This is a genomic window from Elusimicrobiota bacterium (genome assembly GCA_041660925.1).
Lineage (GTDB): Bacteria > Elusimicrobiota > Elusimicrobia > UBA1565 > UBA1565 > JBAZUV01.
The window spans coordinates 438,121-453,414 of record JBAZVI010000002.1 but is presented as its reverse complement, the minus strand read 5'-3'; the positions used below and the strand labels follow the sequence as shown (position 1 = coordinate 453,414).

15 protein-coding genes and 1 tRNA gene are annotated in these 15,294 nt (G+C 69.6%); 6 read left to right on the top strand and 10 right to left on the bottom strand.

Features of this window, described 5'->3' with window-relative positions:
* Positions 1 to 49 precede the first annotated feature (49 nt).
* The 5 genes from WC969_04645 to gltA all read right to left on the bottom strand — a co-directional run bounded on the left by WC969_04645 (position 50) and on the right by gltA (position 4,769).
* Complete coding sequence (locus WC969_04645; protein MFA6029126.1) at positions 50 to 625, bottom strand: Lrp/AsnC ligand binding domain-containing protein; 576 nt, start codon at positions 623 to 625, stop codon at positions 50 to 52.
* Positions 626 to 698: 73 nt separating this feature from the next.
* The gene (locus WC969_04640) at positions 699 to 1,847 is read right to left on the bottom strand and encodes a hypothetical protein (GenBank protein ID MFA6029125.1); all 1,149 of its coding nucleotides are present in this window, start codon (positions 1,845 to 1,847) and stop codon (positions 699 to 701) included.
* Positions 1,844 to 2,206 carry a hypothetical protein gene (locus WC969_04635; GenBank protein ID MFA6029124.1) on the bottom strand — a complete coding sequence of 121 codons (363 nt, stop codon included), beginning with the start codon at positions 2,204 to 2,206 and terminating at the stop codon, positions 1,844 to 1,846. Before WC969_04635 ends, WC969_04640 begins: the two co-directional genes overlap by 4 nt.
* A 251-nt stretch (positions 2,207 to 2,457) precedes the next feature.
* Positions 2,458 to 3,321: a sulfide/dihydroorotate dehydrogenase-like FAD/NAD-binding protein gene (locus tag WC969_04630; protein MFA6029123.1), complete on the bottom strand. Its 864-nt coding sequence runs from the start codon at positions 3,319 to 3,321 to the stop codon at positions 2,458 to 2,460.
* Entirely contained in the window at positions 3,318 to 4,769 is a 1,452-nt protein-coding gene (gltA, locus tag WC969_04625) for an NADPH-dependent glutamate synthase (GenBank protein MFA6029122.1), read from the bottom strand. Before gltA ends, WC969_04630 begins: the two co-directional genes overlap by 4 nt.
* A gap of 115 nt (positions 4,770 to 4,884) precedes the next feature.
* Between gltA and WC969_04620 the strand changes: the two genes are divergently transcribed.
* The gene (locus WC969_04620) at positions 4,885 to 6,258 is read left to right on the top strand and encodes an NADP-dependent malic enzyme (protein ID MFA6029121.1); all 1,374 of its coding nucleotides are present in this window, start codon (positions 4,885 to 4,887) and stop codon (positions 6,256 to 6,258) included.
* A 243-nt stretch (positions 6,259 to 6,501) separates the two neighbouring features.
* On the opposite strand, the gene WC969_04615 is transcribed toward WC969_04620, so the two are convergent.
* The gene (locus tag WC969_04615; GenBank protein MFA6029120.1) at positions 6,502 to 7,173 is read right to left on the bottom strand and encodes a hypothetical protein; all 672 of its coding nucleotides are present in this window, start codon (positions 7,171 to 7,173) and stop codon (positions 6,502 to 6,504) included.
* A 325-nt stretch (positions 7,174 to 7,498) separates the two neighbouring features.
* Between WC969_04615 and WC969_04610 the strand changes: the two genes are divergently transcribed.
* A tRNA-Ala gene (locus WC969_04610) sits at positions 7,499 to 7,574 on the top strand.
* Positions 7,575 to 8,067: 493 nt separating this feature from the next.
* On the opposite strand, the gene WC969_04605 is transcribed toward WC969_04610, so the two are convergent.
* On the bottom strand, positions 8,068 to 8,334 hold the full coding sequence (locus tag WC969_04605) for a hypothetical protein (protein MFA6029119.1): 267 nt from the start codon (positions 8,332 to 8,334) through the stop codon (positions 8,068 to 8,070).
* Between the two features lie 89 nt (positions 8,335 to 8,423).
* Between WC969_04605 and WC969_04600 the strand changes: the two genes are divergently transcribed.
* A complete protein-coding gene (locus tag WC969_04600; GenBank protein ID MFA6029118.1) occupies positions 8,424 to 8,795 on the top strand; it encodes a response regulator in 372 nt (123 codons plus the stop codon).
* Positions 8,792 to 9,205 (top strand): NUDIX hydrolase, encoded by a 414-nt coding sequence (locus tag WC969_04595; GenBank protein MFA6029117.1) that lies wholly within the window; start codon positions 8,792 to 8,794, stop codon positions 9,203 to 9,205. Before WC969_04600 ends, WC969_04595 begins: the two co-directional genes overlap by 4 nt.
* A 57-nt stretch (positions 9,206 to 9,262) precedes the next feature.
* Here the strand turns inward: WC969_04595 and WC969_04590 are convergent, their stop codons facing one another.
* The gene (locus WC969_04590; protein ID MFA6029116.1) at positions 9,263 to 10,654 is read right to left on the bottom strand and encodes a M20/M25/M40 family metallo-hydrolase; all 1,392 of its coding nucleotides are present in this window, start codon (positions 10,652 to 10,654) and stop codon (positions 9,263 to 9,265) included.
* A gap of 68 nt (positions 10,655 to 10,722) precedes the next feature.
* Between WC969_04590 and WC969_04585 the strand changes: the two genes are divergently transcribed.
* Together WC969_04585 and WC969_04580 are read left to right on the top strand one after the other, a co-directional pair.
* The gene (locus tag WC969_04585; protein ID MFA6029115.1) at positions 10,723 to 12,156 is read left to right on the top strand and encodes an aldehyde dehydrogenase family protein; all 1,434 of its coding nucleotides are present in this window, start codon (positions 10,723 to 10,725) and stop codon (positions 12,154 to 12,156) included.
* Positions 12,157 to 12,367: 211 nt separating this feature from the next.
* Positions 12,368 to 13,150 (top strand): hypothetical protein, encoded by a 783-nt coding sequence (locus WC969_04580; protein ID MFA6029114.1) that lies wholly within the window; start codon positions 12,368 to 12,370, stop codon positions 13,148 to 13,150.
* A gap of 6 nt (positions 13,151 to 13,156) precedes the next feature.
* On the opposite strand, the gene WC969_04575 is transcribed toward WC969_04580, so the two are convergent.
* Positions 13,157 to 14,041, bottom strand: coding sequence for an RluA family pseudouridine synthase (locus tag WC969_04575; GenBank protein MFA6029113.1), 885 nt, complete (start codon positions 14,039 to 14,041; stop codon positions 13,157 to 13,159).
* 43 nt (positions 14,042 to 14,084) lie between these two features.
* On the bottom strand, positions 14,085 to 15,287 hold the full coding sequence (locus WC969_04570; GenBank protein MFA6029112.1) for a response regulator: 1,203 nt from the start codon (positions 15,285 to 15,287) through the stop codon (positions 14,085 to 14,087).
* Between the last annotated feature and the right edge of the window lie 7 nt (positions 15,288 to 15,294).

The window sequence follows — 15,294 nt, the reverse complement described above, 5'->3', positions numbered from 1 at the left end:
GACGGGGGAGGGCGGAAGCCCTCCCCCGTCGAGCGGACGCCCTGAGCGTTTACCGACAGCCCGGGCAGGCGGCGCAGGATTCCTCTTCCTCGGCGCCCCACCACGCGTTCTTCCAGGTCTTGTTCCACCAGGCCTTGATGGGGACGAGGGTCTCGGTCTGCCAGCCGACGCGGTTCATCTCCGCGACGTTCGACCAGACCTTGTCCCAGTCCTTCGCGCCGTTCCACATCAGGTAGTCCCAGTCCCCGGGGATGGAGGCGACGCTCGTCGCCCAGTTCCACTTGGAGATGGAGCGCATCTCGCCGTTGAGGTGCGGCGAGCGCAGCAGCACCCAGGCCCCGGCCGGCCACTCCCACCACCACTTCGCGTCCTTCGTCCCCTTGTAGACGAGGTGGGTCGAGGTGGCGCTCACGCCCTTCATCGCTCGGATCTCGACGACCTTGTCGTAGAGGTCCTCCCAGGTGTGGGCGTCGATCCAGACGATGACGCCCCAGTTCCCGGTCACCATCCAGGCTCCGATCGTCTCGGGCCAGGCCTGGACCTTCTTCCAGACGGCTTCGCCGGCCTTCCAGTCCGACTTCACGAACAGGTAGGCCGAGCGCTGGTTCCACTCGTTCGACGGCATGGGCGACCTCCGTTGCGGCGGGTGCTTCCGACCTACGCAACATCGATCCCGGGGCGTGCCCCGGGATCGATGATCAAGAGTGCATCGCGCAGCAGCGGCCGCGCTTGAGTCTGCGCTCATCGGCCGCGGTGAGGCGGCCCTGGAGCCAGGCGTTGAGGCGCCGGCGCGCGCCGAGCGGGTCGAGCCCGCCGGCGGCGAAGGCGGTGAGAAGCTCCACCGAGCCGAGGAAGTCGCGGCGATGGATGGTCTCGACGGCGACGCCCCGGGGCCCGTTGTTGTGGTAGTTGCCCAGCGGCAGGGCGAGGCAGATGGCGCGGTAGCCGGCGAGCCCGAAGGCCGTGGCCTCGCAGGTCCCGCCGTCCATGAGCTTGCGCTGCCAGAGCGTCCCGCGCGCGGCCTGGAGCTCCTTGGCCCGCTCGAAGGCGGAGGAGGCGAGGTCGGCGTCGAAGACGCTCATCTTGTCGCCCACGCGCACGACCGCGCCGCCGCCCTGGGGGATGCCGGGCAGCGCCTTGCTGCACTCGAGAACGACGACCGGGCGCTCGCGGGGGATGAGGCGGGACTTCACGGCGCCGAGCGCGCCCTTGAAGCCGACTTCCTCCGCGCGCGTGAACACGGCGAGCACGTCGCCCTCGAGACGCCGGCGCGCGAGGTGGTCGAGGGTGGCGACGACGGCGCCGCAGCCGGCGAGGTCGTCGTGGGCCTTCGAGCGGATGAGGTCCTCGGAGAGCTCGAAGAGGGGGAGGTCGGCGTGGCCGAAGAAGCCGGGCTTCGTCCCCTCGGGGACCTTGAGGAGGAGCTCCGCGTTGCCCGGGGCCGGCTTGCGTCCGTCGCCCTTGAGGACGACGGCGGTGCCGTGGCGGATGGCGCCCGGCTCCGAGGGCCAGAGCGCGAGCTTGAGCCCCTTGAGGTCGAAGACGGGGACCTGACCGTTCCAGCGCGCCTGGGCCGTGCGGCCGGAGACGGAGAGGACCTCGAAACCGGGGTGGTCCATGTGGGCGGTGAAGGCGACCGGGAACGCTTTGCCCCGCCGGTAGTGCGCGACGAGGTTCCCGTGCGCGTCGATGCGGCAGGGGATGTCCACGGTCTCGAGCGCGCGGCGGATCGTCGCGCGCACGCGGTGCTCGAAGTAGGGCGCGGTCGGCTCGCGCAGGACGGAGGCGAGGATGCCGAGCGCGCGGCCGGCGTCGAAGGTCCCGAGGGCGGGGATGGGCGGGGTCATGATTTCACTCCGGAGCCGTTGCAGTCGGGGCAGAGCGCGCCCTTCACTTTGCCGCGTCCCTTGCACGAGGGGCAGGTGGGTTGGAGGCGGATCGTGACGCGGGTCCCCGGGCGCTGGGGGGCGGCGGGCTTCGCCGGCTTGGGCGGGGGGGCCGGAGTCTTGGACATCGGCGCCGTCGGGGTCTGAGGGTCCTTGCGGACCATCGGGTCCGGCGGGCGGACCACGCCGAGCTTGGCGTCGGTCCGCGCCTGGATCTCGAGCAGGCAGGCCTGGCAGTATTCCGGACACGCGTCCAGGATCTGGGTGGATTCCTTGACGGTCTGACCGCAGCGGGCGCAGGTGAACTCGTAGGTGCGCATTCTCCCTCTCCGGCGCCGCCTTCCGTCCGTTTTCGCGGCGCCACCAACGTCTCCCGCAATGTACTTAAAAGATGCTCGGGGAACAATGATTTTGGATAACACGCGAAGATGTCTTTGGGAGTACCTTCCCCAATGCCTCCCTGCGGGGAGGAGGGAACTCGGGAAAGGCGAAGGCCTGCACGTGCAGGCCTTTGGATGCTCCCCCTACCCCTGACCCCTTCCCGCGGGAAGGGGAGGGGTGGAAGGGTTTGTCAATGTTGATCCAGTTTGCAGGTGTGGGTCTTGTTCCAGCGCTCGAGGGCTTCCTGTTCCTGCGCGCGGTAGGCGGCGGCGCGGGTCTGCAGGAGAGGGAAGTCCACGGCGTGCGCGTCGAACATGGGGCCGTCGACGCAGGCGAACTTCGACTTGCCCCCGACGACGACGCGGCAGCCGCCGCACATGCCGGTGGCGTCGACCATGATGGGGTTGAGACTGGCGAAGGTCGGCAGGCCCCAGGGACGCGTGAGCTCGGCGACGAAGCGCATCATCGGGATGGGGCCGATGACGAAGGCGGCATCCATCGCGGCGCCGCGCGCGTGCAGCTCGGAGAGCGCGTCGGTGACGAGGCCCTTCTTCCCGTGGGAGCCGTCGTCGGTGGTGACGAGGACCTCCTCGGAAAGCCCGCGCATCTCGCGCTCGAGGATGAGGAGGTCCTTCGTGCGGGCCCCGAGCACGGAGACGACGCGGTTGCCCGCGTCCTTGAACGCCTTGGCGATGGGGAGGACCTCGGCGATGCCGACGCCGCCGCCCACGCACACCACGGTGCCCCAGCGCTTGAGCTCGACGGGGACTCCGAGGGGGCCGGCGAGGGTGAGGAACTCTCCTCCGAGCGGGAGGGTCAGGATCTCGGTCGTCGTCTTGCCCACGGCCTGGACGATGACGGTCACCGTGCCGACCGTCGCGTCCCAGTCGACGAGGGTGACGGGGACGCGCTCTCCCGCGTCGCTCGCGCGCAGCATGACGAACTGCCCGGCCTTCGCCTTCGCCGCGACGAGGGGGGCGCGCACGACGAAGCGCGCGACCGTCGAGCTCAGGGCGTCCTTGGCGACGATGCGGTAGGGCTCGGGAGTGATCATCGCTTCTTGCCGCCCGCAAGGGCGTCGAGGTCGACGTTCATCGCCGCGGCGGCGACCTTGCCGTCGCGCATGGCCAGCAGTACGGTCGCGCCGCCGCGCACGACGTCGCCGCCGGCGTAGACGCCGTCCTTCGAGGTCTTCCCGCGCTCATCCGCCTGGAGAGTCCCCCACTTGAGCGTCGTGAGGCCCGGGGTGGTCTGCTGGATGATGGGGTTGGGGCTCTGCCCGATGGCGACGATGAGGCTGTCGGCCTCGAGCGAATACTCCGAGCCCTCGATGGGCTCGGGGCGGCGCCGTCCGCTCTTGTCCGGCTCTCCCAGACGCATGCGCACGCAGCGTGCGCTCTTGAGCCGGCCCTTGCCGTCGCCCTCGAGAGCGACGGGCGCGGAGAGGAACTCGAAGCGGACGCCTTCCTGCATCGCGTGCTCGATCTCCTCGGCGCGGGCCGGCATCTCGGCGCGCGAGCGGCGGTAGACGACGGTGACGCTCTCGGGGCGCAGGCGCAGCGCGCCGCGGGCCGCGTCCATGGCCGAGTTCCCGCCGCCGACGACGAGGACCCGGCGGCCGACGAAGACGGGGGTGTCGTAGCGGGGGAACTGGTCGGCGTGCATGAGGTTGACGCGGGTGAGGAACTCGTTGGCGCTGTAGACGCCGACGAGGTTCTCGCCCTCGACGTCCATCATCGCCGGCAGGCCGGCGCCGGTCCCCACGTAGACGAGGTCGTAGAACTCCATGAGCTCGGCCACGGTGACGGTGCGGCCGACGAGGACATCGGCGTAGAAGCGGACTCCCATCTTCTTGAGGGTGTCGATCTCCGCGCGGACGACCTCGCGGGGGAGGCGGAAGGTGGGGATGCCGTACATGAGCACCCCGCCGAACTCGTGGAGGGCCTCGTAGACGGTGACCTCGTGACCGAGGCGGCGCAGCTCGGCGGCGACGGTGAGCGAGGAAGGGCCGGAGCCGATGCAGGCGACCTTTCGGCCGGTCTCCTTCGCGATCGGCGGGGAGGCCTGGAGCCCCTGCGCGCGCGCCTCGTCCGCGGTGAAGCGCTCGAGGCGGCCGATGGCGACGGGCTTGAACTTCCCGCCCTTGTTGAGGATGCAGGCGTGCTCGCAGTAGGTCTCCTGCGGGCAGACTCGGCCGCAGATGGCGGGCAGGAGGTTCGATTCGAGGATCTTCGCGCGGGCGCCGGCGAGGTCGCCTTCGCGCACGCGCTCGATGAAGGCGGGGATGTCGATGTTGACCGGGCAGGCGGCGACGCACTGAGCGTTCCTGCACTGGAGGCAGCGGCCGGCCTCGCGGGCGGCCTCCTCGCGGTTCAGCCCCCGGGCGACCTCGTCGAAGTTCTGGACGCGCTCCAGCGGCGTCTGCTCGGCGCCGTCGCTGCGCGGCAGCGCGGGCTGGGGCTTGAACTTCTTGGGCTCGTCCTTGTTAGCACCCTGTTCCATAGGTGACCTGCCAATAACTATAACAAATAGGCATCCTCACTGCTCCCTTGTCCATGGGGGGGGCGTTTACTACAATCCCGAAGGTTCAATCGACGCCGCAGAAAGGGGGAAACCCATGGCCCAGAACACCGCGAAGCCCGAGCCGATGAAGAAGTTCACGAAGGAAGAGCTCCTCGCCAAGGCCTACCAGCCCGCGAAGGACGCGATGGTCCTGCACCCGTTCTACAAGGGGAAGATCGAGGTCTCCCCGAAGTGCTGCGTGCGCGATTTCGACGATTTCGCCATCTGGTACACCCCGGGCGTGGCCGAGTCCTGCAAGGACATCCACAAGAACCCGGAGAAGGTCTACGAGCACACCAACAAGGGGAACATGGTCGCGGTCGTCAGCGACGGCACCCGCGTGCTCGGCCTCGGCGACATCGGCCCCGAGGCCGGTCTGCCGGTCATGGAGGGCAAGGGCCTGCTCTTCAAGTACCTCGGCGGCGTCGACGCCTTCCCGCTCTGCCTGAACACGAAGGACCCCGACGAGATCATCAAGGTCGTCGAGGCGATCCAGCCCTCCTTCGGCGGCATCAACCTCGAGGACATCGCCCAGCCCAAGTGCTTCTACATCCTCGACGAGCTGCGCAAGCGCTGCAAGATCCCGGTCTGGCACGACGACCAGCAGGGCACGGCCACGGTCTGTCTCTCGGCGCTCATCAACGCGCTGAAGATCGTGAACAAGCGCATCGAGGACGTGAAGATCACGCTCGTCGGCGCCGGGGCGGCCAACATCCGCATCGGCACGCTCTACATGGCCGCCGGGGCGAAGCCGGGCAACCTCATCTACGTGGACTCCAAGGGGACGCTCCACAAGGGCCGGACCGACCTCAAGGAGACGCACAAGGACAAGTGGCACATGTGCCAGATCACGAACAAGGACGACCTCAAGGGCGGCATCGCCGAGGCGCTGCGCGGCGCGGACGTCCTCTCGGCGGCCTCGACGCCGGGCCCGGACACCATCAAGAAGGAGTGGGTGGCGACGATGGCGAAGGACGCCATCGTGTTCATCACCGCCAACCCCATCCCCGAGATGTGGCCCTGGGACGCGAAGGAGGTCGGCGCGCGCATCGTGGGCACCGGCCGCTCGGACTTCCCGAACCAGGTCAACAACTCGCTGGGCTTCCCCGGCATCTTCCGCGGGACTCTCGACGTGCGCGCGAGCACCATCACCGACGAGATGTGCATCGCGGCCGCCCGGGAGCTGGCGAAGTGCGCCGAGGACAAGGGCCTGCACGAGGACAACATCATCCCGAAGATGAGCGACCATGAGGTCTTCGCCCGCGAGGCCGTCGCCGTGGGCATGAAGGCCATCGAGCAGGGCCTCGCGCGCAACCCGATGTCGCGCGACGCGCTCTACAAGCTGGCCGAGACGACCATCGCGCGCGCCCGGAAAGAAACGCACGTCAAAATGGAGTCGGGCGTCATCCAGCTGCCGCCGAAGAAGTAGCGCCGTCGGCGTGAGCGAAGGCCCCGTCGAAAGACGGGGCCTTCTTCTTTTAGGCCTTGATAGCCTCCGCGTCCCGCCACGGTGGGCGGGGGGGCGAGACGCGCAGCGGGAGGTGTGCGCGCTCGACGCACACCTCCCGCTATGAGGGCGTGAGGTTTGGAGGTGCGAGGTATGCGCGAACGGCCGCGCATACCTCGCACCGGCGCCACCGCCCACCCGCCCGCCGGAGCGGTGCGCGGCGGTTCAGCGGCCGGCGGCGTCGAGCATCTTGAGGAGGGCGGAACGGCGCTCGAGGATGGATTTGGCGCGGAAGGAGGGGCTGGCGAGGCGGCGCGCGAGCTTCGCGCGGGCGGCGCCCGCGCGCTCGAGGAGAGCGGCGGAGAGCTCCTCTTCCTCGTACGCGGCCTTCGAGAGGGGGGCGTCGATGTCCTCGCGGCCGGCGCGCACGCGCACGAAGGTCTTCCCGTCGGTGAAGATCCCGACGAGCACGGGGTTGCTGCCGGTCTTGCCGCGCGAGGAGAGGAGGTTCGCCGCGGCGGCGAGCTCGCCGGGGACGCCGCGCTCGAGGACGACGGAGCCGGAGGGCAGCGGCTGGTCCTCGGGCACGAAGAGCTCCATGTGTTCTCCGGCGTGCAGCTTCTCGTAGCGTCCGGAGCCCTGCGTCAGCATGAAGCGGCCTCCGTCGCAGGACGCGAGCCCGGGGCGCGGGACCGCGCTCAGGTCGAGGGTCTCTCCCGCGTTCTGGCGCGCGAGGAGGCCCGCATAAAATGGGAGGGAAGCGGACTGCGCGAGGACGGCGGGGACCCCCAGCGTGAGCGGGACCGGCGCCACGCGCACGACCTGGGCGCGCGCCTGTACCGCCGCGAAGAGCAGGGCGGTAGCGGCGACGCGCGCGAGCGTGCGGGAAGAACTCATCGAGGATAGTCTAGCGGGGAGAGGGAGGGCGCGCGGGGGTCCTTGGGGGAACGGGGACGGGATTTTGGACCTAGGCGGGATGGGTCTGAAGAAGGAGTGGTCGTTCGCTCGAGGGTTCTTTTATGACCTGAGCAGCCGCGGTGTGCGATGCGGTGGGGGGACGAGGCGCTCCGCGGGAGGTGTGCGCTCTGCGCACACCCGCCGCAGCGTCGCCACCCCACCCGCCCGCCGGAGCGGTGCGCGGCGGCTGCACCAGGAACGGATCGTGAAATTACTCCATTGTCGGCGCACGAATACACTTGGTATAATGCCCCGGTCGTCATAAGGGCCTGTAGCTCAGCTGGGAGAGCGCCTGCATGGCATGCAGGAGGTCAGCGGTTCGATCCCGCTCAGGTCCACCACTTTAAAACCGAAGGGCTCCCTCACGGGGGCCCTTCGTTTTCAAAGTGGTGTATGTGGGTCGGATCGACCGCTGACCTTTCCGCTTCGGGGGGTTCAGCGACGCGACCGAGCGCAGCGTGGGGAGCTAGCGTCGACGAAACGGGGGGCAGAGCCCCCCTTGAAGAGCCGCCGAGCTCCGGCCACGTCGGAAGGACTCTTCATCTCCGGAGCGAGGGAACCGCGCCCCCTGAGCCGACTACCAGTCGGCTCGGGCTGGCAGCGGCGGCGACAGGGGCGGCTCGATCCCGCTCAGGTCCATGCCTGTGCAGCCGCCGTGCCCCGTTACGGCGGGAGGGTGGGTCGAGTCGCCTCGCGGGAGGTGTGCGCGCTCGACGCACACCTCCCGCTATGAAGGCGTCGGGTCTGGAGGCGCGAGGTATGCGCGAGCGGCCGCGCATACCTCGCGCCGGCTCCACCGCCCACCCGCCCGCCGGAGCGGTGCGCGGCGGTTGCTCAGGATATCGGAGGTTCGCCGCGTGTTTCGCGGGCTTTCCGCCCTTCTTCCGTGACCCGCAGGTAGTTCGCTGCGATGCGCGCGGCCTGGCGCGACTCCTGCCAGCTCTTCAGGAAGCGTCCGACGACGCCGAGGACGATGGTGAGCGCCGCAAGGACGACGACGGCGGCGACGATCCCGAAGAGCCAGGAGGGGAGCAGGGGAGAGCCGGAGCTCCTCGCGCCGACCGCCGCCATCCCGGAAAGGTTCTGCCAGCCGCTCTGCATGCCGCGATTCTAGCATGTGCGTCCGCGCCTGTGACTGGAGTCACAGGAGGTCCCTTGACAGTGCTTCAGCGCATCTTTATCCTCTGCGTGTGGGCAAACGCGTTCTCGTCATCGAGGACGAGCCGGGCTACCAGGACCTCATGCGCTTCGTCCTGGGAGGCTACGAGCTCTCGGTCTACGGCTCCGTCGAGGAGGCCGAGCGCGACCATCCCGACGGGGACTTCGACCTCGTCATCAGCGACATCAACCTGGCCGGCGCCTCCGGCTTCGACTTCCTCCAGCGCTGGATCGACAAGGGCCGCGCCGAAAAGATCCCCTTCATCCTATGGTCGAGCAACAACAGCGATGAGACGCGCCAGAAGGCGATGGAGATGGGCGCGGCGGGCTTCATCACGAAACCCTTCAAGACCGAGGCCGTGCAGAAGATGGTCGAGACGCTCCTGAGCACCGCTCCGTCTTGAAGCGCGCCTTCAGCTGCCGCATCTACGGCGTCCTCCTCCGCGAAGGGAAAGTCCTCCTCACGCGCAGCACCTTCCAGGGACGCGAGTTCGTGAACTTCCCCGGCGGCGGCATCGACGCCGGGGAGGCGCCGGGAGCCGCGCTCCTGCGCGAGTTCCGCGAGGAGACCGGGCTCGAGGTCCGGCCGGTCCGCACGCTCTACGCGAGCGAGGGCCTGCACGAGTCCACGACCAAGCCCTTCCAGCTCCTGAGCATCTATTGGCTCGTCGAGGAGACCGGCGGGCGCCTGCGCGAAGGGGGCAACGGCGACGATGTCGTCGCGCTCTTCTGGGCGCCGCTCGCGGAGATCCCGACCGCGGAGATGTTCCCTTCCGACAAGGAATTCGTCTCGAAGCTCTCGACGCTCCTCTGAAAAGCGAGCCGCCGGGCCCGCGGCGCGGGCCCGGCGGCTTTCTTGCGCCCGGACGGCTTACTTGACCTTCTTGACCCTCGAGAGCTCGTCGTAGAGCCGGACCGAGGACTCGACGGACTTCTGCAGGTCCGAGAGGTCGAGGCTCTCGTTCTCGGAGTGCGGATTGCTGTAGGGGTCCTCGACGCCGACGAGCAGGGCCGGCGCTCCGCCCATGGCCTCGGAGAGCTCGCCCACGAAGGGGATGGAGCCGCCGGTGCCGACATAGACGGTCTTCTTCCCGTAGCCGGCGCTCAGCGCGCGGTTCGTCGCCCGGAAGACCTCGGACTCGGGGTCGGTGGTCCACCACGGGCCGGTGCCGATGTTCGAGAACTCGACCTTCACGCCCCAGGGCGCGTTCTTAAGGAGGTGCGCCTTCAGCAGCTTGAGCACGCGCGCGTTGTCCATCCCGGGCACCGTGCGGATGCCGAGGTGGCACCAGGCGCTCCCGTTGACGATGTTGGCGCACTCCTTGCGCGAGGAGGCCTCGATGGCGTTGACCGAGACGGCGGGAAGGCGCCACATCTTCTCGAGCGGGCCGGCCTTGCCGCCGACGATCTCGACGCCGGGCAGCAGGCCCGCCTGCTTGCGGTACTGGTTCGCGATGAAGCGCAGGGCCTTGTGGCTCTCCTTCTCCACCCTCGAGAGGGGGCGCACGCCCTTGTATATGCCGGGGATGGCGATGCGGCCGTCCGGTAGTGAGAGCGACGCGATCATCTTGGCCAGAGCCTGCACGGGGTCGGCCAGCGGCCCGCCCCACATGCCCGAGTGCAGGGAGTGGTCGAGCGCGCTCACGGTCACGTCCATCGCCACGAGGCCGCGCAGGGAGGTCGTGACGCTGGGCAGGCCCGTCTCGGCGTTGCCGCAGTCGGCGATGACCATGACGTCGGACATGATGAGCTTCTTGTTCTTCTTGAGGAAGAGGTCGAGGTGGCTGCCGCCGCACTCCTCTTCGCCCTCGATGAGCACCTTCACGTTGACCGGGAGCTTCCCCGAGGTCTTGATCCAGGCCGCGACGGAAGCGGCGTGCACCACGATGCCGGCCTTGTCGTCGGCCGTGCCGCGTCCGAAGAGGCGTCCGGCGCGGATCGTCGGCTTGTAGGGCGGAGACTTCCACTTCCGGACGTCCCCGACGGGCTGGACGTCGTAGTGGGCGTAGAGGAGGAGGGTCGGCTTGCCCGGCGCGTGCAGCCAGTCCGCGTAGACGTAGGGCGGGGCGCCCGGGACCGAGACGAGCTTCACGTGCTCGAGCCCGCTCCTGCGGAGAAGGTCGGCCGTCGCGTCGGCGGCGCGCTTGAGCTCGGCGGGGGGGAAGCCGGCGAAGGAGCAGCTCGGGATGGCGGCGAGCTTCGAGAGCTCGGCGACGGTCTTCTGGCGGTCCTTGCGGGCGTGCTGCAGGGCGTTCTTCAACATGTGTTCCTCCGTGGTGTGTTGATGATAGCAACCCTTCGTCTCGCTGAGAAGATGTATATAATCGGTCCGTGGCAGCTCCCCATCCGACCGACCTCCCCGCCGCGGCCCTCGACGAGTCCTTCGCCCGCGCCCGCGCCGCGCAGGGGCTCTGGGCGAACTACACGCTGAGCCAGCGCGTGCGCCTGCTGCGCCGGCTCTGGAGCGTGCTGGAGCGGGGCCGCGAGGAGCTCGCGGGCGTCGTGCACGAGGAGACGGGGAAGCTCCGCTCCGAGTTCGAGCTCATGGAGCTGGGCCCCTCCCGCCTCGCGCTCAAGTACTTCACGCGCAACGCCCACCGCCTCCTCCAGGACCGCCCGGCGCCGCGCCCATGGACGCTGCTCAATAAGCGCGCCTACGTGCGCTGGTCCCCGCGCGGCGTCGTCGGGGTCGTGAGCCCCTGGAACATGCCCTTCCTGCTCCCGTTCTCCGACGTTATGCCCGCGCTCCTGGCCGGCAACGCCGTCATCCTCAAGCCCTCCGAGCGCGCTCCGCGCACCGCCCTGTGGTTCGCGCGCCGCTCGGCGGCGGCGGGCCTTCTCCCCGAGGGCCTCTTCCAGGTCCTTCCCGGCGGCCCCGAGACGGGCGCAGGAGTCGTGGAGCGCTCCGACCTCGTCGTCTTCACGGGCGGGGCCGAGGCGGGGCGCAGCGTGGCGCGCGCCGCGGGCGCGCGCATGATCCCGGCCGTGCTCGAGCTCGGCGGGAAGCATCCGATGCTCGTCCTGCGCGACGCCCCGCTCGAGCGCGCCGCGAAGGCCGCCGTCTGGGGCGCGTTCGCCAACTGCGGGCAGGTCTGCGTCGGCGTCGAGCGGGTCTTCGTCGAGCGCGCGGCTCACGACGCGTTCTGCGCGCTGCTCGAGCGCGAGACCGGCGCGCTGCGCCCGGGTCTCGCCGACGGCTGGGACGTCGACCTCGGCCGCCTTGCCGGGCCCGACCGCCTCGCCGTCTTCGAGCGCCACCTCGACGACGCCCGGGCCAAGGGCGCGCGCGTCGTCGGCGGGGAGATCCTCGACCGCGAGCGCCTCCTCGTCTCCCCGGCGCTGGTCTTCGGAGCGCAGCCGGGGATGCTCGTCATGGAGGAGGAGAGCTTCGCCCCCATCCTCCCGGTGATGGCCGTCGAGCGCGTCGAGGACGCCCTGCGCCTGGCCAACGAGCACCCCAGCGGGCTCGCCGCCAGCGTCTGGACGCGGGACGGGCGACGCGGGGAGCGGCTGGCCGCCCTCCTCGAGTGCGGGGTCGTGGGGGTCAACGACCTCCTGACGCACAACGCCGTCCACTCCCTGCCCTTCGGCGGCTGGAAGGCCTCCGGCCTCGGCGTCCGCCATTCCGAAGAGGGCCTGCGGATGTTCTGCCGCCCCCAATCCGTCCTCGTCCACGAGTGGCCCCTCGGTTCCCCCGAGCCCTGGTGGTTCCCCTACGGACGCCTCAAGACGCGTCTCCTCGAGCTCCTCTCCCGCCTCAGCTGAATCCAAGCGATTAAATGCGTTTTTCCCATGAACCTGTTTCCGGAATAACAGGTTTCGTGATACTTGGTTCCCTGATAACTGGTATCTGGGACGGAGGTATCGCACTATCTGGAGAGGGACTAAGGGCCCATATTCAGATAGGTCCTGAGAGGCGGAAGGACTGGGTCCTCGGACCCCGCAAGCCGGCCGGGGTCGGGGCTATCCTGAGGACATGAGGAAGACAGGATTCGGACTGCTGGCGCTCCTGGTCCCGGCCCTCTCGTGGGGGCAGCAGGTCGCGGCCGTACGCTCCGTCCCGGTGACGGTACCCGTGGTCCAGACGGCGGCCCTCGCCGTCTCGGCGGTCCTGGCGGCGCCGACCCTCGCGCCCTCGATGCTGCCGAGCCTCCCGGCCGCGAACAACCCGGTCTTCTATTCCTACCAGGGCGCCTCCCCGACCCCGGTCCTCTCGGCACAGCCCATCGTCCTGCCGAAGGCCGTCGCCGCGGCGGCCTCCGCCGCTCCCGCCGCGACCCTGAAGCCCGTCGCCCGCGTCGAGAGCGTACAGTCCCAGGCCCAGGCCCTGGTCGCCGAAGTCGCCGACCTCGCCAAGATCCAGGCGGAGCCGGCAGTCCAGAACCAGGCCATCTCCCGCACTTTCGACGCCGCCCGCAAGGCCTCGGTCGACGGGATCGACGAAGTCGACGCCTCCTTCCGCCAGTCCTATGGGGAAGCGCTTCCTCAGGCCGATTCGGCGCGCACCGCGGAGCTGCGCTCCTTCCGGAAGGAGTTGAAGGCCTACTCCCGCGCGGCCGCCCTCGATAAGGCGAGCGCAGACTATCTCATTGCGAAGGCCCGCAAGCTCGGCGTGCCCATCCGCATCCACGCAAGCGATCTGCAGGCGACCAACAACCACTGGAAGCGCGGTCCGCACATTCACGTCGGGGAGTTCCACATCCCCGTGGAAGCGGGCTACGTGCCCGAGCTCATGCCGGGCGGCATCCATCTCAATTAGTCGGATCTAGGCTCTGAGCCGCGCGAGCTCCGCGAGGAAGTCCTCGGGGAGCGGCGAGCTCAGCCGTACGCTCGCGCGGGTGACGGGATGGACGAAGCCGAGCGTCGCGGCGTGCAGGAGCAGACGGGAGGACGCGAGGAGCTCGTAGTCCCCGCCGGAGAAGTCCCGGACATAGACGCGCTCCCCGACGACCGGATGGCCCGCCTCGGAGAGGTGGATGCGGATCTGGTGCGTCCGCCCGGTCTCGAGGCGGACCTCGCAGAGCGTCGCCTTCGGGAGCGTCTCAAGCACACCCACATGCGTGAGCGCGCGCTTTCCCGTGCCGGGCCGGCGCGTCGAGCCGCGCAGTCCGTCGCCGCGGTCGTCGACCAGCATCGACTCGATGCTGCGCGAGCTCAAGCGGCCGTGCGCCACGCAGAGGTAGGTGCGCTCGATGTCGTGCGCGGCGAAGAGCTCCTTGAGTTCGCGCTCGGCGCGCCCGCTCTTGGCGAAGGCCAGCAGTCCCGAGGTCTCCTTGTCGATGCGGTGCACGACGAGGAGGGGGCGCGCGTCGGAACGGCGGCCCTCGTGGCGCCAGGCGTCGCGGACGGAGTCCATCGCCGTGCCGGTCTCCCCTTCCTCGAAGGGGACGCTGGAGATCCCGGCGGGCTTGTCGATGACGACGACGTGCGCGTCTTCGAAGACGATCTTCGCGGCCGTCGGGGGACGGGGCGCTCGCGCGTGTTCGTCGATGACGAGCGTCTGTCCGCCCCGGACGCGCGCCGCTCCGTCGAGCGCAGGCGCGCCGTCGAGGGAGACCTTGCCGCGCGCGCACAGGTCCCGCGCGCGCGACCACGGCGCCGGGGAGCCGGGGGGGCCCAGGCGCAGGCGCACCACCGCCGAGACGGTCATGCCTGTTTCCGCCGGGAGGACGAGGGATTCCCGCTTCAACGGATCAGAGCTCTAAGGTGAGCCCGTCGCGGACCGCGGCGCAGGGGATCTGCGAGCCGTGCTCCTCGAGGACCTTGCGGGCGTGCTCTTCCATCCCGGCGAGGGCGTCGTCGGGATAGGAGTGGTCGGCGCCGATGAGGAGGAGGCGGCGGATCTCGTTGTCCGCCGCGAAGACGGCGGCGTGGGAGACGCTGGAGTGCCCCTCGTCGAGGTGCTTCGCGTAGTCCTCGTCGGTCCAGCGCGCGTCGTGGACGAGGAGGTCGGCTCCGCGGCAGAGGCGGCCGATCTTCTCGTCGTAGTCCTGGAGCGCGGTGGCGTTCTCGCCGTAGAGCTCGGCGTCGGGGGAGTAGACGACGCGGCGGCCGGCCAGCTCGAGCACGTAGCCGAGGGTGGCGCCCGGATGGTTCGCGTAGAAGGGGGCCGCGCGCAGTCCGGGCCCGAGCGCGTAGCTGTCCTCGCGCACCTCGTGGATCTGGACCTTGGCCTTCACCGGGCCGGCGTCCTTCGCGCGCGCGAGCGCCTCGCGCAGATGCAGCGAGGCGTTCTTGTCGGGGTCGTGCGGCGCGAGCACGTGCACGTGCCAGCCGTCCTCGCGCAGCAGCGGCAGTTCGCCGAAGCCGCTGAGGTGGCCGGCGGAGAAGCCGGTCAGCAGAAGCCAGGCTTCGCGGAAGCGGTTCTCCTCGAGGATCCGGCGGGCGAGGGGGACGATCCCGCGGCCGGCGTCGAGCAGGAAGAGGCGGCCGAAGGCCTCCAGCGAGAGGGAGGGGACGGAGTCGTGCTCGCGGGCGCCGGCGGCGTGCAGGCGCATCATCGCCTTCGCCGCGGAGGGCAGCCCGGAGGGCTCTCCGATGAGCTCCTTGATCATCATCGGGAAGCCCTTCACGTCATAGGGCTTCTTGATGAAAAGGTCGGCGCCGTAGCTCTTGGCGCGGTCGACCTCCGCCTTGAAGGACTTCGCGGAAACGACGGCCACCTTGATGGCGCTCATCGTCGGGTCCGCCTTGATCTGCTTGAGGAGCGTCAGCCCGTCGATGCCCGGCATGAGGATGTCGAGCATGACGAGCTTGGGGTTCTGCTCCTTGACCGCGGCCATCGCGAGGCGGCTGTCGGAGACCAGATGGGTGGAGAAGCCCGCCTCGTTGAGGATCTCCGAGGAGAGGTTCCCTACGAGCGGGTCGTCATCGACGATGAGGATCTCGGCAGGCATGCTCGCG